Raw genomic sequence first — 21,349 nt, 5'->3', positions numbered from 1 at the left:
TTGGGTTATTTATATGTGATATGTAGTAGGGGAGTGTGGTAAAAACGTGTTCGGCCAAAATTTCTTATGCAACTGAGTCGAAATGAGTGCACAGGGAAGCCCCTCTAGACAACAAACTCCCTCTGCTTTCATCATCTGGTCGGGAGAAATTGTTGTCTTACGGAACTTCTATGCCTGTTCGCACTCTATTTTTAGTAATCCCCATTCATAATTGAATTTTTGACGATGACGTAATCGACGTGGCGGATGGACTCAAGGTCACGACCACCGGCGTATGAAATTGAGGATTGAAGATCTTCTTGCATTTCACGAAGGGTGTCCTTGATTGAACCACGGTAAGGGACAAGCATCTGCTTTCCTTCAACATTTCGGTAAGCGCCCTTTTGAACTTCGGAAGCGGAACCCCAGTATTGCTTATACCGTTTACCGTCGATCGTAATTACGTGGCCTGGTGATTCGAGGTGACCAGCAAGCATTGAACCGATCATTACCATTGAAGCACCAAAACGAACTGACTTAGCAATATCGCCATTATGACGAATTCCCCCGTCAGCGATGATTGGTTTTTGGGCGGCCTTTGCACAAAGACGGATTGCGGCAAGTTGCCAGCCACCGGTTCCAAAACCAGTCTTTAGCTTGGTAATGCAAGCTTTTCCTGGACCAACACCAACTTTAGTGGCATCTGCGCCAGCATTTTCTAAGTCACGGACAGCTTCTGGGGTTGCAACGTTTCCAGCGATAACAAAAGCAGTTGGCAAGTTCTTCTTGATGTATTGGATCATCTTGATAACAAAATCAGAATGACCATGAGCAACATCGATTGTAACGTATTCTGGATCTAAATGTTCGGCTTTTAGCTGATCGATGAAGTCATATTCAGCATCCTTAATTCCAACTGAAATGGATGCAAAAAGCTTGCGATCGTGCATCCGTTTGATGAATCCGGCACGTTCTTCTGGTTCAAAACGGTGCATCACATAAAAGTAGTCATTTTGGGCAAGCCAAATAGCGAGGTCTTCGTTAATAACACTTTCCATATTAGCTGGTACTACAGGAATCTTGAATGTCTTGGGGCCAAACTTAGTACTAGTATCGGCCTCTTTTCGACTCTTAATAATACACTTGTTTGGGACTAATTGGATGTCATCGTAATCAAATGTTTGCACGAGAACAGCTCCTTTACTTTCTTAAAAATTCCGTATGCTATTATGCACTGTTTATTAACTGTCGTCAACTAAAAAATCGGACAATTACAAAAATTCCTAGAAAAAATGTTCGTTATCTTCTTGACGATTAATCCGAAGTTCGGTAGTATGATGAAGTAAAAACGTCTTTTACAAATTAATACTTTGAGGTGAAAAGATAATGTCATCAGTTGTAATTGTTGGTAGTCAATGGGGAGACGAAGGGAAAGGTAAGATGACTGATTACCTTAGTCAAGAAGCGGATGTTGTTGTCCGCTCCCAAGGGGGAAACAATGCCGGACATACAATTGCGTTCGATGGCAAGAAGTTTGCTTTGCGGCTTGTGCCATCCGGGATCTTTGGTAAGGATAAGTTAGCGGTGATTGGTAATGGTGTTGTTATTAACCCACCTGCACTATTGAAGGAGTTACACTACCTTCAAGATAACGGCATTGACATTTCCGGATTACGGATTTCTAGTCGTTCCCACGTTACGTTCCCTTACCACATCCTCTTGGACAAGTGCCAAGAAGCAGCTAAGGGTGATCACAAAGTTGGGACAACCAAGAATGGAATTGGACCTACATACATGGATAAGGTTTCCCGTGTTGGTATCCGGATGAGTGATTTGTTAGAAAAGGATACCTTTGAAACTAAATTACGGCGGAACTTAGCTGAAAAGAACGAATTATTCACCAAGTTGTATCATGTTGATCCAATTAACTTTGATGATATTTTCGAAAGCTACTATGAATACGGTCAAGAATTAAAGAAGTACGTTACTGATACTTCACGGATCGTTAATGACGCATTAGATAGTGGCAAGAAGGTTCTTTTTGAAGGTGCGCAAGGGGTAATGCTTGATGTTGATCAAGGAACCTACCCATATGTTACTGCTTCAAACCCAATTGCCGGTGGGGTATGTACCGGTGTCGGTGTTGGTCCTAACAAGATCAATACAGTAGTAGGAATTTGCAAGGCCTACTCAACTCGTGTTGGTGCTGGCCCATTCCCAACAGAGTTAACTGATGAAATTGGCGACCGGATTCGTGAAACTGGTCATGAATACGGAACAGTTACTGGTCGGCCACGTCGGGTTGGCTGGTTTGATAGTGTCGCAATGCGTCATGCACGTCGGGTTTCCGGTTTATCTTGCCTAAGCTTGAACCTTTTAGATGTCTTGACTGGTTTGAAGACCGTTAAGATTTGTAAAGCCTACAAGCTTGATGGAAAGAAAATCGATTACTACCCAGCTAGCTTGAAGGAACTCGATCGTTGTGAACCAGTTTACGATGAACTTCCGGGATGGGATGAAGACATCACTGGCGTAAAGAAGTTCGAAGACTTACCAGTAAATGCTCAAAACTACCTTAAACGGGTTAGTGAATTATCAGAAACGCCATTAGCAACTGTTTCTGTTGGTGCTGACCGGATCCAAACCATCATTGTTAAGGATCCATGGGAACTGTAAATTAGAAAATTAAATAAGTAGAAGTGAGAAGCTGGGAATTAACCTTTTCGAGAGCCTGGTTGGCTAACCTAGAACGATGAATGATGATGAAATCATCAGAATCGTTCGTAGTTAGACTCTAAGGCTCTGGTTAATTTCCGCGATTAGACTCTATGAGTTCAAAAACTATTAGTAACGGATAAAGGGTGAGGAAAAAATTTCCTCACCTTTTTTCGATCGACACCAATTATCAATCAAATAATTTTAAAAATATAGTTATATCTTTGTACAATGGAAAGGAAGAAAGTTGCTTTTGTTGTTTGACTATAAGGAAGTGTTTGATAATGAAATTTGTATCTTGGAATGTTGACGGCTTTAAAGCAATCTTAAGACATGGTTTTCGTGAGACAGTAACTGATTTAAATCCTGATATCTTTTGTGTTCAACAGACACGGTTGCAACCCGATGAGCTCGAATTTGAACTACCGGGTTACCATCAATACTGGAACTATGCTGAAAGAAAAGGATATGCGGGAACTGCGGTTTTTGCCAAGGAGAAGCCACAGAAGGTAACTACTGGAATTAATAATCCAGAATTTGATCGTGAAGGAAGAACAATCACCCTTGAGTATCCTAATTTTTACTTTGTGACTACTTATGTACCATTTTCAGGTGAGAAATTACAAAAATTAGCAGAACGGCAAAAGTGGGATCAAGCATTCTTAGACTACGTAAGAGATCTTAATAGTAAAAAGGAAGTCATCATTGGAGGCAGCATGGGAGTTGCCTACCAGCCAATTGACCTTGCTGAACCAGCTGAAAATCACCATCATGCTGGTTTTACAGCGGAGGAACGGAACGACTTTGGTAAGCTGTTAGATGCTGGCTTTACTGATACCTTCCGCTACCAGCATCCCGATAAGAAGGGTGCTTATACTTGGTGGAGCTACCGCTATGATGCACGGGCACGAAATGTTGGCTGGCGGCTGGACTACTTCCTGGTTTCAAACGCTCTTGATAGTGAGATTAAGGATTCTAGCATCCTGATAAACATTACTGGTTCTGAACATTGTCCGATCGAGCTAGTAGCAAGTGTAGATCTTGACTAGGACTACGAAGGAGCTAGTATTCCTCGTGTGCTATAATGCAGACGAACAAACGAGGATAAATGGAGGATATTATGGCAAAACCAGTTTTAAAAATTCAGAGACATAACCTGGATTGGCTTTTAGGAAAACCACTTGATAGTAACGAACTGATTGCTCGTTACGGCATTTCCGCAACCGATAACGGCAAAGATATTACGAATAAGGTGACCTTTAATACGACCCAAGTTGATCTTGAACACCAGGGAGAATACCCGATTGCGGTTACGGTAATGAACAGTGAGGGTGAAACCGAGTCTGCTCGGATAATGATCAATATTAAGACCCGGGAAGAACTTGATCAGGTATCTAATGGTAATCAACGGACAAATACACTGAAGAAGCGTCACCGTGCATGGATCGTCGCAATCGTTGTTGTGATTGCGCTTGCTATTGTTTGGTGGGCACTTGCGGCAATTCATGGGCATAATGAAGAACAGCAAGCAAACAATGCTGAACAAAGCAGTCAGATCAGCAATAACTCAAGCAGTATTAATAAGTTAAGTTCGGATAACCAAAAGCTTGCTGAGCAGGTTGCGGCTCTTCGTGGTGCTGCTCGACAATACGAAAAGGACCATAATCAACAGGAACTTCAGAATCAGCTTAACAATATTTCAAACCAAAACCAGCAAATTGAAGGTCAATTAAGTAGTAATTCTGCCAAGCAAAAGTTAAATGACGTTGACCAAGTGATCAACCAGTTGCAACAGGATCCTTCTAATGCCAGTTCGACGGTTAATGATTTAAAGAATAAAGATGGCTTTGGTGAAATCTGGAATAACATTACTTCGTTAATGCAATCCTGGTTAAACGATCATACTAGTAGTAGTTCCTCCAGTAATGCTAACCAATGATTTTATTGACAGGCTTAGGTGAGACGCTTAAAATACTTGTAATAAGAGAAATATCGCCTTTAACCTGATTCCGTGAAATCAAGAAGGAACAAATAAGTAACTAAACCCTTCCTCACAGATTCAGTGAAGAAGGGTTTTATAGAATAAATTGATTAAAGGGAAGTGACCAGGATGGCCCATGAAATTGTTGATGGATCAAGTATGCAACGGGCATTAACACGAATTACTTACGAAATTATCGAACAGAATAAAGGGGTCGAAAACCTTGTCTTTGTAGGGATTAAGACCCGGGGAGTTTACCTTGCAGAACGCCTTGCTAAGCGGTTAAACCAACTGGAGAACGTTGAAGTTCCGGTTGGGGCGTTAGATATTACCTTATACCGGGATGATCGTCATATTCCTGATCACCATAAGGAACCAACCGTGAAGACATCTTCATTAGGGATCGACATTAATGACAAGCATGTTATCCTGGTTGATGACGTTCTCTTTACAGGACGGACGGTTCGGGCAGCCCTAGATGCTCTAATGGACATGGGACGTCCACAAGAAATTTCACTTGCTGTTTTGGTTGATCGGGGTCACCGTGAATTGCCAATTCGGCCTGATTTTGTTGGGAAGAATATCCCAACCGCAATGAATGAGACTGTTCATGTAGCCGTTGAAGAATACGATGGCCATGAAGATATTACAATTGAACACCATGAATAAATTACAATAACCATTTAATCTGCTCCAGAGAGGGCGAAACGGTGTTGAAAACAAGAAAGCACCAGGACCCTCTCTACAGAGTTCTGGTGCTTTTTTAAGGAGGAAAATTATGGAACGTTTTGAACCAATTGTTGCAATCGATGTCCCGGATAAACGGAAGGCAGTCCAATTGTTTGACAAGCTTTCTAACGATACTGATCACATGCCAATTATTAAGATTGGGATGGAGCTTTTCTATGCATTTGGACCCGGCATTGTAAAGCAAGCAAAGGAGCGTGGCTTCAAGGTATTTCTTGACCTTAAGGCGCATGATATTCCGAATACGGTTGAACGGGCAATGGCTCAACTTGGTCGGTTAGGGGTCTCTTTTGTTACGGTTCACGCCGCTGGTGGAAGTGAAATGATGAAGGCTGGTCTTCGTGGATTGAAACAGGGAGCTGCTGAAGCCGGAAATTCTATTCCGAAGATGTTGGCAATTACCCAGTTGACATCCATTGATGAAACAATTCTCCACGATGAACAACGGGTACCTGGTACGGTTATGGACTCAGTGCAAAATTATGCCCGCTTAGCTGATGAGAGTGGCTTGGCAGGAGTAGTTTGTTCTGCTAAGGAAATCGCGGCAATCCGTGAAGTTACTAATCCAGACTTCCTTTGCATCACTCCTGGTATTCGGCCCGATTTAAATACTCACGATGATCAGAAACGGGTTGTTACCCCTCGTCAAGCTGCTGAAATGGGGAGTAATGGCATTGTTGCTGGCCGGCCGATTACCCAAAGTGCTGATCCGGTAGCTGCATACAAACAGATCCGCCATGATTTCTTGGGCGATTAGACTATGTAGGTTCGATGACTATTGATAAGAGAATAAGGGTGGGAAAAACAAAACGTTTTTCTCATCCTCTTTTTGTCACTAATAGTCTCCGAACTTATAGAGTCTAATCGCGGGAATCCTAAAGGCTAGCTACGCGTCGTAACCAGAGCCTTAGAGGCTAACGCAGCGGAGCAAGCCTGATGATTTCATCATCATATATCGTTCTAGGTTAGCCAACCAGACTCTCGAGGAGGTTAATTCCCAGCTTCTTATTCTTTTAATTTTCAGCTTACTTTTTCAAATAATGGAACCTTTCAAGGAGTTCGCGAGACCGCTGATCAGCAGGACGGTAACCAAGCTTGAAAGAGTGCTTAAAGTACATCATGTTGTAAAGAAGGGCGAATACGATTGAAGTCCACGGGAATTGCATTAACCAGTTCAAACCGAAGAATAATACTACTAATGCGTAATCGAGATCAAGAACGATCATTAAGAAAAAGTTGTAGTAGTCACCCCGGAAGAGTGCTGGCAAAGGACCAAACCAGAGTGTTGTCCATGAAATTCCCACTTTGGCAATCCTAATCTGCCCCTGATCATTAACAATCTTGGCATAATTCGGTGGCAATGGGAGATTATTAAGATCAAACGGATTTTGGTTATTGTTATTGTTGTTACCAAATGGGTTTTGCATTGATCTTCTCCTTCTTTCTTATTATAAGTATAAATTTTAACACAAACTCACGACAAGTCCTAATTTCACTGCTTTCAGTATGTTACACTTAACCTGTTAACGTAGAAAAGGAGAAAAACAATGTTATTCTTTCTGAACGATAATATTCAGCATAACAAGTCAGGAATTGAACACGCGCAAATTAAGCGATTGCACCTGTTTGAAATGTTTAATGAATCTTCCAAAATTGTTACCCGGAAGTACTCCAACGAGCTTCATATGGTAACCGAAGAGGCAGGGATTGCTGATGAAGACTTTGTAAACTTATTTGATTATTTCCAGGATGCCCGGATCTTTCCCCAGAAAGACGTCACCATTAAAGATCTAGATATCGATCCTACGTGGGACCGGAAAGCTGATGGGATTAATTATAACTATTACCACAATGGGAACCGGATCATGTATGTTCGGCGACGAAACGATAAGGAAAAACATATTATTAACCTTCAATACTTTGATCATTATGGCAAGTTATTGAAAGTTAGTTGGTATGACAATCGTGGCTTTATTTCGGTTGAACAGGTTTATGACTGGGATGGTAACATTGCGACCGAAAACTACATGCGGCCAGATGGAACGATTGCCATTCAATTGGAACACCAAAAAAATAAGCGGGATAAGGTAATTGATACTTACCATCTCTTTAATTACAAGGGCCATGATTACCAATTTGCCGACCTTGATGAATTGACCCGGTTCTTCTATGACGAATTAGTGACCGATCCAGAATTGACGAACAGTGAACCAGTAGGATTAGTTGTCGACCGGTCATACGAAGTTGGTTGGTCGGTGCTTCACATGAAACATCGGGTATTCCGGGCAATGCAATTGCATAATGATCATGTTAATGACAACAGTGATATGTTGCATTCAACCTTGAACTACAACTATACCTGGGGTTTGAATCATATTAAGGACTGGGATGGAATTATCACCCTTACCCCACAACAACAAAAGGATGTTAAGGACCGGTTTGAAAAGTATGGAACTAAGATTTACCGAATTCCTGGACCAATCGTTCCGAAGGCGGTCTTGGAAGCTGATCATGTGCCGTTTGAAAAGCGGACAAAGAATCAAGTGGTCATGGTTGCTCGTCTTTCACCAGAAAAGCAACAGGATCAACTACTCAAGGCTTGGCCACAAATCTTAGCCAAGGTTCCTGAAGCAAAGCTCGACTTCTGGGGCTATGCTAACGATAACTTTGATAAGATATTGAAGAAGATCGTGAAGGACGAAAAGCTGGAAAGTTCTGTTACCTTCCATGGCTATACCAATGATCCCAATGCGGTCTACAATGATGCTCAATTATTAATCTTGCCGAGTCGGGCAGAAGGGTTGCCACTATCATTAGTGGAGGCTCAATCACATGGTCTGCCAATCGTTGCTAACGATATTAAATATGGTCCTGCCGATGTTGTTATTGATGGTCAAGATGGATTATTAACAACCAATGGTGATATTGATGGCCTAGCAAAGGCAATTATTAGCCTGTTGACTGACAAGAAAAAGCTGGCCAAGTTTAGCGAAAATGCCTACAAGGATAGTGAACGTTACTCCGAACCAAATGTGATGAAGTTGTGGAATGAACTAGTTGATGATATGAAAGCAAAGGAGGCCGCTAACTAATGTTCTTTTTCGTTAACCAATACCTATTAAGCAACGACTCGAGTATTGAACACGCCGAAATGAAGCGGCTGAAGCTCTTTAAAGATCACCATGTCGAAGCAAAGTTAGTTACCCGAAACTACGACCAAATTATCCATGCCACTCTAAAACGGTTTGGGTTAACTGATGATCAACTGGTTAATATGTATGACTTCTTTGCGGGAACCACTGATTACCAAGGTCACGATCTGCACGTTAACGATCTAAATCTGCCAATTGAATACCAAGTAGGCACCGGGAATAACTACCAGGAAGTCAAAGATGGCGACCGTCTAATTTGTATCGTCTACTTTACTGGAGGAACAGTGGGTCTTGTTAACCACATTGACTGGTTTGACGTTGCCGGAAACATCACCCTCCGTCAACAGTACGATCTCCGGGGCTTTAAGTCGGTTGACCAATTCTTTGGCGAAGACGGTCAAATTAGTTTTGAACGTTACTACCGTCCAGACCAATCACTTTACATGGAACGATACTACGTTAAGTCAGTGCAAAACACCCCAATTAATTCCTTAAACGTTTTAAAGAACTATAACGGGAAGGATCGCTTCTTTGACAGTGAAGAAGATCTTTTTGCTTTCTTCCTCGATGAGTTGAATAAGGTGAATGGTGAAAATAACGTCTTTATTGCTGACCGGCCAGCGATGGCAATCCAGCCAGTGATGAATATGCAGACAGCGGCCAAGAAGTACCTGTGGATGGCAATGAACCACGTTAATGACGGTGATAACCTGAAGAATGGCCCACTAAACGTCATGCTCCAAGCACCATTAACTACCGAGTTAAACAAGTGGGACGGGATCATTACGATGACGGAAGCCCAAGCTGAAATGATTCGGAAACGCATCGGTGATAAGAAGCCAGTTTATGCGATTAACGGGGCTCCGGTGAAGACTGATCTTCAACGGGCTTACATGAAGTACCGGATTGCTGGACAAATGATCTATGTTGGTCGACTCGGTGAGGATAAGCAAACTGGTAAGTTAATTGATATCTTTATCCGGGTCCACAAGCAGGTGCCAAATGCTAAACTCACCCTTTATGGTTACGGTAGTCCGGACGATGTTAACCGCTACAAGAAGCAGGTTAATGATGCTGGTCTCACTGGGGTGGTTGTCTTTGCGGGTTACCAAGTTGAGCTGGAAGCGGCTTATAATACTGCCCAGTTATTCGTTGATACCAGTCGAATTGATGCCCAGCCATTAGCGATGGGAGAAGCATTAAGTCACGGGGTTCCCGTTGTTAGTTATGATTACCTGTATGGTCCAAGTGAATTGATCGAAAGTGGTGTTAACGGAGAATTAATCCCGTTAAACAACGCCAAGAAGTTCGAAAAAGCAGTTGTTAAGATCTTATCCGATCCACAACTCCTGCAAAAATTAAGCACAGGGGCATACGGTCACCTTGACGGGATTAGTAATATTAATACTTGGAAACAATGGGCTAAGTTGCAAAGTAATTAAAGTTGAATTTTAAAAAATCGGTGTAGTTTTCCCTTTAGAGAAAATCTACACCGATTTTTTATTTACTTCCTTAACGACAACTTAACGACCGCTTCACAACGGGTGGTTTGTGGCATCATGTCGATTGGTTGGATATAGTCAACGTGGTAGACGCTGGTTAGGCGACGAAGATTCCGAGCGAGGGATGCCATATTACAAGAAATGTAGGCAAACTTGGCTGGTCGTTCCTTGATGATCTGTTCGATTAATTGGTCATCCAATCCCGTCCGTGGTGGATCGACAACCAAGGCATCGAAGTGGCGGCCTTCTTTCCGCCAACGAGGGATTACTTCTTCGGCTGCCCCAACTTCATAGTGGGCGTTTGTGATTCCGTTCAGTTCAGCATTTTGCTTAGCATCTTCAACGGCTTCAGGGATCGTTTCCATCCCCCAAACCTCCTTTACCTGGTTAGCGAGGGAAAGACCGATCGTCCCGATTCCGGCATAGGCATCGACGAGGTGATCGTCAGGGGTTAATTCCAGTGCCTTCGCCGCTTCTTCGTAAAGAGTTTCTGTCTGTTCGGGATTTAATTGTAAAAATGACCGTGCAGAGAGCTTAAAGTCCAGTCCCATCAAGCTTTCCGTAATGTATTCTTCACCCGCTAAATGAATCATCTGGTCACCCCAAACTAGTGGGGTATCACCAGGATTAACGTTTTGCATCACGGAAACGACTTCAGGTAGTTGTTCAGCAATGGCATCCAGTAACTGGTGCTTGTGGGGTAACTTTGCCGTGTTCGTGATTAATGTTAGCTGCAATTCGCCCGTAGCCCGGGATTCCCGAACGACCAGAGTCTTGATGATCCCACTGTTGTGTTCTTCATCATAGACTGGGATGGCGAGTTCTTCGATTAACTTTACCATGGTCCGGATGAACTTCATCGTGGCGGGCATCTGGACGGCACATTCAGCCATATCAACTAGATCATGGCTCTGTGCTTTATATAATCCTGCAGCAACGTGTCCATCAACCATTCGAACTTGGAAAGTGGCCTTGTTCCGGTAACCATATTCGTGTGGTGCCGCAATGGTTGGGCGGACATCATAGGCCCGGTAGCCATATGGTTTGAACTTTTCGAGACTATCCAAAACAACTTGCCGTTTAAACCGGAGCTGTGCTGGGTAAGCCAACTTTTCTAGTTCAAAGCCACCAGCAATATCCGCATAGTCATCCCGTGGCTCAACCCGATCACGGCTTACTTTGCGGAGGCGGTGGATTTTAGCCTCCAGGAAACGGGGATGGACCGCGGTAACTTCTGCAACAACGACTTCATGGGGAAGAGCACCGGGAACAAAGCAGACCTTGTGTTTAAAGTAGCCGATCCCTTGACCATTAACCCCAAGGCGGCGGATTGTAAGAGGGAAACGATCTCCTACCGCAACGTTAATATCCTGATGGCGACGACGTGAACGTGATTGAACCATAATTTTATCCGTTCCTTTCCAAAGATTGCTGTTCTATTCTAGCATATTTAACAAATTGGTGGATTTTGTAACTATAACTAAACCTTTTAACTTTACCATTGTTTTTCTACATCTAGTTATAGTAGAATGATTGTGAAATGATAATCAATAATTAAAATACGAGGAAGTGACAAAACTTGAAAATTGCTGCAATTGCCGGGTCAAACGCTAACCATTCCTATAATCGGATGTTATTAGAGTTTATGGCTCAATACTTTAAGGATCAAGATCAGATTGATGTGATTGATATTCGTCCCGTACCAATGTTTAGTGAAAACTTCAAGGGGGATGCTCCAGAAGTAATCAAGGACATCGATCGGCGAATCAAGGCTGCTGATGCTGTCATCATTGCTAGCCCAGAGTACAACCACTCAATCACGTCAGCATTGAAGAGTGTCGTTGAATGGTTATCCTACAATGTCCACCCTCTTGCTGGTAAACCAGTAATGACAATTGGTGCGTCCAAGCTTGACCAGGGTGCTTCACGATCACAAGTGCAATTGCGTGATATCCTGATCTCACCAGGAATCAACGCCCTTGTATACCAAGGTGACGAATTCTTTATGAGTAACGTTACTGATTTAATGGACGAAGAAGGGAACATCACGGATCAAGGAACGATTGGCTTCCTTGAAAAGTGCATGAAGGGATTCCGTTACTACGCTAAAGCAATCAACCAAATGGAAAAGGAGATGGCTGAATAATGATGAAGATTCTTGCCTTTGCCGGAACCGACGCCGATTTTTCATATAACCGACTATTACTCCGCTTCATGAAGAAGCACTTTAAGCAAATGGCTGATATCGAGATCTATGAAGTCGGTAAGTTACCACCATTTAGTGTTGATACTCCATTATCAGAACAAACTGAGGTCTGGAAGTTAAAACAAAAAGTTAAGAAAGCTGACGGACTCGTCTTTGCTACCCCAGAATACGACCACGGAATTCCTGCTGTCCTAAAGTCAGCAATGGAATGGCTCTCTTACCGAACAAAGGTCTTATCTGGTAAGCCAGCGATGATCGTTGGGGTTGCTTATGGTCGTCAAGCATCCGCTCGTTCTCAAGTTCAAATGCGGCAGATCTTGATTTCACCTGATTGCAATACTAACCTTTTGCCAGGGAACGAAGTTTTGATTGGAAACGTCCGTAATACCTTTGCCAAAGATGGTCGTTTGATTGATAAAAAGGCTATCGACCAATTGGAAAAGAGTTTTGAACACTTTATCGAATATATCCAAATCTTTAAGAACGTAGAAAGAGAGGGGCTTAACATGGCCGTTAAACAACCAACGATCAGTGATGCATACATTAATTTCCCTACTGGTCGTTTAACACTAAAGGAAGTTCAACAAATCTTTAGTACGATTCCGTTTGAAATTGATCTAATTGATGGCACTGATCATTTCGCTTGGTTCTCAGATAAACCAAACCGGGAACATGTTCGGAATACTGCATCCCTCGGTGAAACTGTCCAAGAATGTCATCCACCAATGGCTGTTCCAGCAGTAATGAGCATTATCAACAGCTTCCGTGAAGGAAAGAAAGATGTCGTTACGCGACCACTCTGGATGAATGGTCACCGTTCACTGATCCAATACTACGCTTTACGGGACATCAATGGTCATTACCTCGGTACAATTGAATTTACCGGAAGCGTTGAATACATTTTGAACCTCTTTGAAAATGGTGCTTGGAGCAAGGATGCCACGACTGGTGCATCAAAGAAGACTAGTGATACTACTAGTGTGGAGGATGAAAATACACCCGTTGACGCATCTACTGGTGCCTCTGAAAGTAACGATGAAGACAGTATAACGACTACCCCTACTGTAGACACAACTGATGCTGTTAGTGAAGAAACTGATGCAACTACTGGCGCTTCTGAAACGGGAAGTGTTGATGCAGACGACGAAACAGCAGATGCATCTACTGGTGCATCCGAAAATGAATAGTGAATTAATTCAACAACGCCATTCATTGGTGCATCACGCGCTGGGAACCAGAATTGTGCTGACGATTTATGGCGATCAGTACTTTCCAGTGATGGAAGAGTCAATGCGCTTGATTGATGGCTATGAAGATCGGTTGACCGTTAATCGTGAAGAATCAGAAGTGATGAATGTTAACCACGCGGCTGGTCACCATCCCAAGGTGGTCTCACCCTCAACCTATGAGCTGATTAAGATGGCGGTTAAATATAGTCGAGAGAATTTTGGCTTTAATGCTTTGATCGGACCGTTAGTAAAACTCTGGAAAATCGGATTTGCGGGTGCAAACGTACCTAAAGATGCTGATATTCAGGCACGGTTAAAATTGATTGACCCCTATAAGGCGATTTTGGATGACGAGCAGCGAACTGTTTATCTGGAAGAGCCGGGGATGGAACTTGACCTTGGGGGAATTGCTAAGGGTTACATTGCGGATCGAATTCGCGATCTTTGGATTCAACGACATGTGCCAGCAGGGATTATTAACTTAGGGGGCAACCTGCTATTTGTGGGGAAGTCGCCGCGTCGGGATGACGGTCAGTGGATTATTGGTGTTCAAGACCCGCGGCTTAAACGGGGGGAGGACCTTGAACTGGTTCGGAAGCCTGAGTGTTCAGCCGTGACGTCAGGAATTTATGAACGCTTCCTGGAAGTAAACGGGAAAAAATACCATCATCTTTTAGATCCGCGAACCGGTTATCCATTGCAAACCGACTTATCAAGTGTAACTGTTTTTACAAAGCAATCAGTTATGGGAGAAATTGAGGCCAAACGTCTTTTCTTTAACGGGATCCCATCCGCTGATTGGATTGCTCAAACAGGTAATTTAGGCGCCGTCTTTATTGATCAAAAAGGCGCTGCTAAAAGCTGCTAAAAATATTAATTAAATAGAAATGTAGAAGAAGCTGAGAAAAGTCCAAGTGCTTTTCTCGGCTTCTTTCTTTTTAAATTTCTGGGATGCTGATAAGTTCTTGTAATTATATTAATTTCGTTTAATGCTTTACAAAAGATAAAGGAATAATAGCAATTATAGCATCCAGGTATGATTAGTTAATCATATTAACTATTTTAAATAATAGTATTAAATCCCTTGATTACAATATAAATATCCTATAAATTAAATAATGAGAGATTTATCGATTGAAAAAAAGAAAAAATAGTATATTTTAAAGTTGAATATGATAATAGTTATGGAGGTCCTCTTATGTTATCTAGTAATAACCAAAAAGAACAAATTCGGAAACAAGAGTTAAAAAAGCAGCGATTTACAATTAAAAAATTAACGGTTGGGGTTGCTTCGGTTTTAATTGGCTTCACCTTTATGGGATTAAGTGCCTCTGCTAATACTACAACTAATAAAGTATCCAAACCAGCTATCGTTTCAGATAGTCCAAGTGGTGTCAATTTTAGTAATACTCCAGCTTCATTAACTTTTGTTGAATCTGGAAGTGAGGCGCAGCCAGCTACTAACTCAGAGACTTCAGCTGTAAGCTCTTTAGCACAACCTACTCCAGAAACACCAGTAGTATCCAAACCAGCTATCGTTCCAGATAGTCCAAGTGGTGTTAATTTTAGTGATACTCCAGCTTCTAGTACGACTACAACCGTTCCAGAATCATCTGCTGATTCAAGTACACCTAAGCCTCCAGTAATAGATATGACTTATTACTATAATTCGATGGTAACGATTGAAACTCCAGATGGGCAAACGATTACTCCACAGCGTCAGCAATTCGCAGTAAAAACTAATGGGACGGTACCAACTGAAGCAGATGTAGCCAATCTTTCTTTTAACAGCATTTCATTACCATCGTTTGAGGGATACACACCTGAAGTTTCAACTTTAACCGTTGGACTACCATTAGCTACCATTTCAGATGAAAATGGTCAACTGGTTTTGAACTTCCCAAAGATTCAAGCAGATTACCAAGATTACTCCTATACAGTTACTTATAAGAAAAATGCAGCTGCTCCAATTACTGATCAGGCGGAACAAGAATTCGATATTCAGTTCCCAATTAATGCTGGTAATATTCAAATTAACGACCAAAATGCCTATTATTACAAGGATGCATACCAGAATACTGAATCAAGTGATAACGGACGAACTTGGACTCCTGTTTCCTATGAAGCTACTTCGTTAAGTGATGCTTTACAAGGTAACGATTACACAAATGCACAAACAGGGTTGCGTAATCAAACCTTGCCAAAATTTAATGGGTATATTCCATTCCTTTCTGCCGTTATGGTGACTGGTAGTAACAATGATGAAGCTACTGCTTTACTTAATCAGCTAACAGCAGCCATTAAGCGGAATCCATATGAAGTTCCGGCTTATACGCTTAACAGTCCTTTACTAGTTACTTTTCGTGTTTCGTACATGACTGAGACTTGGCAGCAACTCGATGTTCGTTTTTCTGGTCAACCAGGAGACAATAATTACTATTACAAGACAAACAATAAACAAGAGATTATTCAAGATGTTAACGGAAACAGCTGGAAGAAAGTATCTTATGGCGCAACGTCGCTAGCTGATGCCCTTCAAGGTACGTACACGAATGCAGAAACGGGCTATGGCAACCAAAACTTGCCAAACCATTCTGGATATACCCCATATCTTTCATTTGTGGTGGTAGCAAATGATCCTACTTATGAAGCTGAAGCGGCTGCTTTACTTAATGAATTAACAGCAGCCATTAAGCAGAATCCATATGAAATTCCTGCGTACACACTAACAGTACCATTGAATGTTACGTTTAATGTAGGCTATAAGAAAAACTCAACACCAGTAACACCTGTTCAAGATACAACTGTTAGTTATGTTTTTTATGATGAAACTGACAATAAGATCGTTGCAGGGGGTTCTTCTGTGACCGGCCAACCGGGAACAACTCAAAGCGTTGTATTAACTATTCCTACAGGCTACAAATTAGCTGCTGGACAGACGCTACCAACTAGGGTTGTAATGCCAAATGCTGATGAGACGATTACTATTTACCTTGTACATGAAATGAAGACGGTAACGCCAGGTGAACCAGGAATTACTCCTGAAAGCCCAGCTTACAAAGATTTGTTCCATACGGTAACACGAACGATTATTGTTAATAATCCAGTAAATGGTCAAGCGAAAACGACAACACAAACAGTTGTTTTTGGTCGAACTGGTACTTATGATGAAGTTGCAAAGAAGTTTACAAGCTTTGGTGACTGGAAGGTTTACATTAATAATGCGTTGACTAACGAAACTACTGGTGTGTGGGCCAAATATGATGCTCCTGAATTCAACGGTTATACTCCAAGTCAAGCTAAAGTTAATAGCGAGGATGTCACTGCTGAAACTCCTGATCAAACTGTAATAATTAATTACACCAAGACTAGTAATGGGGATAAGGGAAATACTCCAAATGGTGGTGATCAGGGTAAAACTAACCCAAGTGATCACAACAACAATACTAACCCAGGTAACAATGGTAACCATGATAACAATAACAACGGCAACGGTACTAATGGTGACAATAACCAACCTGCCGATAACGGTAACCACAATGGTAACCATGATAACAATAACAACGGTATCAACAATGGCAACCAAAACGGCAATGGTAACAATGGCTTGAACACTAATGCTACTAATAATGGCAAAGGTGAAAATGGTCAAAATAACAAGCAAGCATTACCACAAACTGGTAATAACACTGAGAATAATGCGGCAATTGCTGGATTAGGATTAGTTAGCTTGATGGCAATGCTTGGGTTGGGCGGCTTGAAAAAGAAGAATAATTAATAATCTTCCTCCCAATAATTAAGTAATGAATTGAAGACACCTAACAATAGGGCTGCTTGATGAGTAATCATCGAGCGGCTCTTTTTGTGTTTATAAAGGTGAATAAGGGGTGCATTAAGAAATAAAATAGGGTTCTCTTTATACAATTATTATCCATGATCAATTAGTCATATTAATTAATATTTTTATTAGCTCAAGCTGTACTATGTCAACACGATTTAGATATGCGAGTGATTATGAGGAGCTTGTTGACTGACAAAGCAGTATATTTAAACCAAAAAGGTAAGAGTAATTAGGGAAGTAAAATTATGTTATCGAGTAATAATTGGAAAGAACAAATTCGAAAACAAGAGCCGAAGAAACAACGGTTTACACTTAAAAAAAGTTAACGGTCGGCGTTGCTTCGGTCTTGATTGGGTTCACTTTTATGGGAATAGAAGCATCAGCGAACACGACAACGGGAACGGTCAGCAAAGCAGCTGAACAACCTACGGACACATCTCAAGCAGATTCCGCTTCGATCCAGACTGTGTCTAATCAGGCTGTTTCATTATCTTCATCTGCCAACTCTTCATCAGCTGTATCATTGACAAGTGACGCTGACGATCAGGCAGATGACGACGGTGAATATTTCTCCACCACGACCTTCAGTCCTACGGTTACCAACGTTCACAAAACGAGTGATAGTTATGTTCCAGATATTAATAAGAGTGGATTTACAACCATTGTTACCGGACTTTTTGATTTTAATACTGGTAATTATCGTAACAGTACCACTTATAAATTAAATGCTGATGGAACTGAGTTTGTAAATACGACTGATTCGTCTGATAGTTTTCCTGCCAGTACGATTAAGTACAGTTGGGTGGATGGTTATACACCCAATACTAATTTTGGCACGGATACGGCCACAACGCCGGCGTATTTAGCTGATGGTAGTATTAATCCAGCTGAAACGAGGGATGGTGAGCTATACGGGCAACGTGTAACATTCTCTAAGTACCGGATAAAATGGATGGTCACGGACTTGATTATTGCGCAAAAGTTTGGGGATGCCTATCCGGTGGGGTATATAGGACTAATGTTTACTTCAATTTTTATGGGGCCCAAGCGAACCAGCCGCTAAATTTTAAACAAAACAGTGATATTTCTAACTTAACACAGGCCCAATACCGTCAATTAGTGGATGTGACCGATCTTGGGGCGAATGGTTGGAACGGGCAAGATGTTGACGCCCAAACACCACAAGTGGCGGCATATACTCCCGGTAATGACGATCGAAAAACCTTCACGATGGTCTGGGCACCAAATGGTCAGCCTACCACTGCTACGATCGCCGATGGTGTAAAAGGGACTGTGCGAATTAACTTCAACGATGGGACTTACCTGGATGTTCCCGTAACGATTAATGTTACGAAGGCAATGGTAGAAGAGTACGTCCCCAATTATGCGAATACAATTGTCCTTGCTAATGATCCAGTTAACACGGGTGAGCCAAGTTTTACTGAAAATGGTAATAAGGTAACTGCTCTAGCTGGAACTAAATTTGCCTTCAGTAATGGTCAACCTTCGATTACTGATAAAAATGGCAAGAACCCAGTAACTGTAACTTACCCAGATGGTTCACATGACACCGCAACTGCTAAGGTCTTTGTAAACAAGACAGTTGATCCAATGAATCCTGAATACAAGGACATGTTTAAGACGGTTACCCGTGATATTGTTACTACACCTGTTTCTGGTCAACAAATAACTGATACTCAAAACTTAGACTTTGGTAGATCAATGACAATTTACGGTAACGGTCAAGCTTCTACTTATGGCAAGTGGAAAGCTGGTAAGTTAGGTGCTAACGGCAAGAGCTTTGCTACCGAAGGCAGTTTTACTGAATTTGCTTTAAAGGATATCCCTCAAGCTGACGGCTACACTTCTTACTACAAGATTGGTAATGATGGTCAAAAGGTAATTGCAACAGCTGTTTCATCTGCTTCTGCATTAGATCAGGATGGTAATCCAGTTAACGGTACGACCGTTTACGTTGGCTACGATGAAAATGACATACCAATTCCTACGCCAACTGAAGGTAAAGTAGTAATTAGCTATGCAGACAAGAACAACCCTAGTCACATTCTTGGAACCACTTCAGTAGGCGGAATTAATGGTAGTGAAGTAAATGTTTCATCAGTGATCAAGAACAATGTTCCTGCGAACTGGAAGATTGAGCCTGCTTATACTATTCCAACTAACTCAATCGTTCCTGACACAATTAACGTTCCGCTTATTCACGAAACCAAGACGATTACACCAACTGATCATGATGATGCAGATATGTTCAAGACGGTTACCCGGACGATTGAGGTAAATAATCCAGGTGGAACGGTTAACACGACAACCCAAAAGTTAACTTCAACCGGGCCAAGACGATTGATGAAGTTACTAATAAAGTAATTTCCTATGGCAACTGGACATTGGCAACCGGTTCTGCTAAGGATTGGGATCAATTCGTTATTCCCCAACTTGATGGCTTTACCTCATATGTTGATGGCAGCGCTGCTAAGGAAGTTGCCAAAGAGGACGTAACTGTTGAAGTAACTTACAAGAACTCGGGCAATCATGGCGATAATACAAAACCGGATAATGTTCCTAACCCAAGTGATCACAATAACCCTAACTTTGAGAATAATAATCACGGAAATAATCATCCTAATAAACGCAATAATGATAGTAACAGTGTCAGCAACGACATTGACCAAAATGGTAACAGGAGTCTAAATACTAATCCGACGGTTAAGAGTAATCGTAGTAATGGGGTGAGTGCTAAGATTACTTATAATGACCATGGTGAAAATGGCCAAAAGAACAAACGAGCGTTACCACAAACTGGTAATAATAAGGATGATGCAGCAATTGCCGGATTAGGCTTAGCAAGTTTATTAGCAATGCTTGGCCTGGGAGACTTGAAAAAGCGCCGCAATTAATGCTTTTCCTTTAAACAATAAAATGAAGAAGAATTAGACCATAAGTTGTTCTCTCAAATATACATAGACGCCAATCGTTTGTCGAGTTGGCGTTTATTGTTATTCCACATCGTGTTGTTAAATGTTGCCAACTTTGCTTATTGTGAGCTAAAGATTCATCGAATGATAAATTAAGTGATTTCAGGTGTAGAAGGGCTTTGAGGAGCATGACAAACCGAATGGAATCGCCAATTAACGGTTACTGAAAGAATGGTAAAAGAGGACATCTGATCCGGCTAGGAAGTTTGAAGTTAATGTTTCAAAAAAAGAAAAGGCAGGTATTGCTTATATTTCGATAATTGAATTTTGACATATACCATCTAAAGGAATAAAATTATCTTCTAGATAAGATGTTTATAGTAAAGGATATAAAAATCATTAACATCTGATAAATAATGATAAAGTGAGGCTAGGTGGCAATGGTTACTGCAGAAGAACAAACCCTATCTAATGATTTGGTTGCTGAAACAACGCGGACGATTATTTTGATAAATGTAGACGGCAGTCGTCAAATAATTAAACAAACCGTACGCTTTCAGCGAACTAAGGTACCGACCGAAAATGGTAAAGTAACCTATAGTGGTTGGGCTGTTCAGCCAGATTCACCTAAGGAATGGGCGGAATATGAAGTACCTGAAATTGAAGAATGTGCTCCGGACCGCACCTACTTACCAAATGAGGAAGTTAATGCATGGACGCCCGATTCTACAATTATGATTGTCTATCATAAGTTCGATAATGAACGTCTTGATGATCGGTATGTAAAAATTTCCTCGCGTCCGGTAACACCGGTATCAGAGCCGGAGTCAGCTGAAGGTAAAGTTATTCACGGCCTCGGCTTACGAATTGCTGGTTTGAAGTCATTATTTGGTTTACGCCGGGCAAATTAAACTAAAATTTATTAAAATATCGATTGCTAAATAAAGCCAAATGTAATATGATAATGGCGAATATAAAACACGATTGCATTTCAAGTAGATCATTTAGAGAAGCAGCGGTTGGTGAAAGTTGTTGATCGAAACTCCGGTGCAGATAAATGTGGG

18 protein-coding genes are annotated in these 21,349 nt (G+C 41.6%); 15 read left to right on the top strand and 3 right to left on the bottom strand.

Translation table 11 applies throughout. The features are described 5' to 3' along the window. Positions 1-191: 191 nt before the first annotated feature. Positions 192-1,166: a GMP reductase gene (locus tag NFR46_RS02035; RefSeq protein WP_251574278.1), complete on the bottom strand. Its 975-nt coding sequence runs from the start codon at positions 1,164-1,166 to the stop codon at positions 192-194. Between the two features lie 199 nt (positions 1,167-1,365). On the opposite strand from NFR46_RS02035, the gene NFR46_RS02030 reads away from it, so the two are divergent. The 5 genes from NFR46_RS02030 to pyrF all read left to right on the top strand — a co-directional run bounded on the left by NFR46_RS02030 (position 1,366) and on the right by pyrF (position 6,179). Continuing rightward, positions 1,366-2,655 (top strand): adenylosuccinate synthase, encoded by a 1,290-nt coding sequence (locus tag NFR46_RS02030; protein ID WP_251574276.1) that lies wholly within the window; start codon positions 1,366-1,368, stop codon positions 2,653-2,655. A 323-nt stretch (positions 2,656-2,978) separates the two neighbouring features. Continuing rightward, on the top strand, positions 2,979-3,743 hold the full coding sequence (locus NFR46_RS02025; protein WP_251574275.1) for an exodeoxyribonuclease III: 765 nt from the start codon (positions 2,979-2,981) through the stop codon (positions 3,741-3,743). 71 nt (positions 3,744-3,814) lie between these two features. Continuing rightward, the gene (locus NFR46_RS02020) at positions 3,815-4,633 is read left to right on the top strand and encodes a DUF5011 domain-containing protein (RefSeq protein WP_251574272.1); all 819 of its coding nucleotides are present in this window, start codon (positions 3,815-3,817) and stop codon (positions 4,631-4,633) included. A gap of 171 nt (positions 4,634-4,804) precedes the next feature. Then, positions 4,805-5,344, top strand: coding sequence for a bifunctional pyr operon transcriptional regulator/uracil phosphoribosyltransferase PyrR (gene pyrR, locus NFR46_RS02015; protein WP_191683644.1), 540 nt, complete (start codon positions 4,805-4,807; stop codon positions 5,342-5,344). Between the two features lie 109 nt (positions 5,345-5,453). Further along, positions 5,454-6,179, top strand: a complete 726-nt coding sequence (pyrF, locus tag NFR46_RS02010; protein WP_251574271.1) for an orotidine-5'-phosphate decarboxylase — start codon at positions 5,454-5,456, stop codon at positions 6,177-6,179. A gap of 268 nt (positions 6,180-6,447) precedes the next feature. On the opposite strand, the gene NFR46_RS02005 is transcribed toward pyrF, so the two are convergent. Next, positions 6,448-6,849, bottom strand: coding sequence for a hypothetical protein (locus NFR46_RS02005; protein ID WP_191683646.1), 402 nt, complete (start codon positions 6,847-6,849; stop codon positions 6,448-6,450). A 120-nt stretch (positions 6,850-6,969) separates the two neighbouring features. On the opposite strand from NFR46_RS02005, the gene asp1 (NFR46_RS02000) reads away from it, so the two are divergent. Together asp1 (NFR46_RS02000) and asp1 (NFR46_RS01995) are read left to right on the top strand one after the other, a co-directional pair. After that, positions 6,970-8,514 carry an accessory Sec system glycosyltransferase Asp1 gene (gene asp1 / locus NFR46_RS02000; RefSeq protein ID WP_251574270.1) on the top strand — a complete coding sequence of 515 codons (1,545 nt, stop codon included), beginning with the start codon at positions 6,970-6,972 and terminating at the stop codon, positions 8,512-8,514. Then, positions 8,514-10,016: an accessory Sec system glycosyltransferase Asp1 gene (gene asp1, locus NFR46_RS01995; RefSeq protein WP_251574269.1), complete on the top strand. Its 1,503-nt coding sequence runs from the start codon at positions 8,514-8,516 to the stop codon at positions 10,014-10,016. Before asp1 (NFR46_RS02000) ends, asp1 (NFR46_RS01995) begins: the two co-directional genes overlap by 1 nt. Before the next feature lie 62 nt (positions 10,017-10,078). Here the strand turns inward: asp1 (NFR46_RS01995) and rlmD are convergent, their stop codons facing one another. Next, positions 10,079-11,479, bottom strand: a complete 1,401-nt coding sequence (gene rlmD, locus NFR46_RS01990) for a 23S rRNA (uracil(1939)-C(5))-methyltransferase RlmD (protein ID WP_251574268.1) — start codon at positions 11,477-11,479, stop codon at positions 10,079-10,081. Positions 11,480-11,655: 176 nt separating this feature from the next. Here rlmD and NFR46_RS01985 point away from each other — a divergent pair, with 176 nt between their 5' ends. From NFR46_RS01985 to NFR46_RS01950, 8 genes are all read left to right on the top strand, one after another. Beyond that, the gene (locus NFR46_RS01985; RefSeq protein ID WP_251574267.1) at positions 11,656-12,222 is read left to right on the top strand and encodes an NADPH-dependent FMN reductase; all 567 of its coding nucleotides are present in this window, start codon (positions 11,656-11,658) and stop codon (positions 12,220-12,222) included. Positions 12,223-12,224: 2 nt separating this feature from the next. Further along, positions 12,225-13,469: an NAD(P)H-dependent oxidoreductase gene (locus tag NFR46_RS01980; RefSeq protein WP_338146920.1), complete on the top strand. Its 1,245-nt coding sequence runs from the start codon at positions 12,225-12,227 to the stop codon at positions 13,467-13,469. After that, positions 13,462-14,379 (top strand): FAD:protein FMN transferase, encoded by a 918-nt coding sequence (locus NFR46_RS01975; RefSeq protein ID WP_251574264.1) that lies wholly within the window; start codon positions 13,462-13,464, stop codon positions 14,377-14,379. The genes NFR46_RS01980 and NFR46_RS01975 overlap by 8 nt, the downstream gene beginning before the upstream one ends. 330 nt (positions 14,380-14,709) lie before the next feature. Next, positions 14,710-17,289, top strand: coding sequence for a mucin-binding protein (locus NFR46_RS01970; RefSeq protein WP_251574263.1), 2,580 nt, complete (start codon positions 14,710-14,712; stop codon positions 17,287-17,289). A 427-nt stretch (positions 17,290-17,716) separates the two neighbouring features. Beyond that, positions 17,717-18,415 carry a hypothetical protein gene (locus NFR46_RS01965; protein ID WP_251574495.1) on the top strand — a complete coding sequence of 233 codons (699 nt, stop codon included), beginning with the start codon at positions 17,717-17,719 and terminating at the stop codon, positions 18,413-18,415. Beyond that, positions 18,301-19,737 carry a Rib/alpha-like domain-containing protein gene (locus tag NFR46_RS01960; protein WP_251574261.1) on the top strand — a complete coding sequence of 479 codons (1,437 nt, stop codon included), beginning with the start codon at positions 18,301-18,303 and terminating at the stop codon, positions 19,735-19,737. Before NFR46_RS01965 ends, NFR46_RS01960 begins: the two co-directional genes overlap by 115 nt. After that, positions 19,713-20,267: an LPXTG cell wall anchor domain-containing protein gene (locus tag NFR46_RS01955; protein WP_338146919.1), complete on the top strand. Its 555-nt coding sequence runs from the start codon at positions 19,713-19,715 to the stop codon at positions 20,265-20,267. Before NFR46_RS01960 ends, NFR46_RS01955 begins: the two co-directional genes overlap by 25 nt. 458 nt (positions 20,268-20,725) lie before the next feature. Further along, complete coding sequence (locus NFR46_RS01950) at positions 20,726-21,196, top strand: mucin-binding protein (protein WP_251574257.1); 471 nt, start codon at positions 20,726-20,728, stop codon at positions 21,194-21,196. Positions 21,197-21,349 lie beyond the last annotated feature (153 nt).

This window comes from Limosilactobacillus agrestimuris (genome assembly GCF_943193105.1).
GTDB lineage: Bacteria > Bacillota > Bacilli > Lactobacillales > Lactobacillaceae > Limosilactobacillus > Limosilactobacillus agrestimuris.
Note: the sequence above shows the minus strand (reverse complement) of the source record. Positions and strands in the feature narration are given on the sequence as shown.

Coding starts and splice junctions, on each gene's coding strand:
- NFR46_RS02030 (WP_251574276.1), top strand. CDS start 1,366: ATGTCATCAGTTGTAATTGTTGGTAGTCAATGGGGAGACGAAGGGAAA.
- NFR46_RS02025 (WP_251574275.1), top strand. CDS start 2,979: ATGAAATTTGTATCTTGGAATGTTGACGGCTTTAAAGCAATCTTAAGA.
- NFR46_RS02020 (WP_251574272.1), top strand. CDS start 3,815: ATGGCAAAACCAGTTTTAAAAATTCAGAGACATAACCTGGATTGGCTT.
- pyrR (WP_191683644.1), top strand. CDS start 4,805: ATGGCCCATGAAATTGTTGATGGATCAAGTATGCAACGGGCATTAACA.
- pyrF (WP_251574271.1), top strand. CDS start 5,454: ATGGAACGTTTTGAACCAATTGTTGCAATCGATGTCCCGGATAAACGG.
- NFR46_RS02005 (WP_191683646.1), bottom strand. CDS start 6,849: ATGCAAAACCCATTTGGTAACAACAATAACAATAACCAAAATCCGTTT.
- asp1 (WP_251574270.1), top strand. CDS start 6,970: ATGTTATTCTTTCTGAACGATAATATTCAGCATAACAAGTCAGGAATT.
- asp1 (WP_251574269.1), top strand. CDS start 8,514: ATGTTCTTTTTCGTTAACCAATACCTATTAAGCAACGACTCGAGTATT.
- rlmD (WP_251574268.1), bottom strand. CDS start 11,479: ATGGTTCAATCACGTTCACGTCGTCGCCATCAGGATATTAACGTTGCG.
- NFR46_RS01980 (WP_338146920.1), top strand. CDS start 12,225: ATGAAGATTCTTGCCTTTGCCGGAACCGACGCCGATTTTTCATATAAC.
- NFR46_RS01975 (WP_251574264.1), top strand. CDS start 13,462: ATGAATAGTGAATTAATTCAACAACGCCATTCATTGGTGCATCACGCG.
- NFR46_RS01970 (WP_251574263.1), top strand. CDS start 14,710: ATGTTATCTAGTAATAACCAAAAAGAACAAATTCGGAAACAAGAGTTA.
- NFR46_RS01965 (WP_251574495.1), top strand. CDS start 17,717: ATGGGAATAGAAGCATCAGCGAACACGACAACGGGAACGGTCAGCAAA.
- NFR46_RS01960 (WP_251574261.1), top strand. CDS start 18,301: ATGGATGGTCACGGACTTGATTATTGCGCAAAAGTTTGGGGATGCCTA.
- NFR46_RS01950 (WP_251574257.1), top strand. CDS start 20,726: ATGGTTACTGCAGAAGAACAAACCCTATCTAATGATTTGGTTGCTGAA.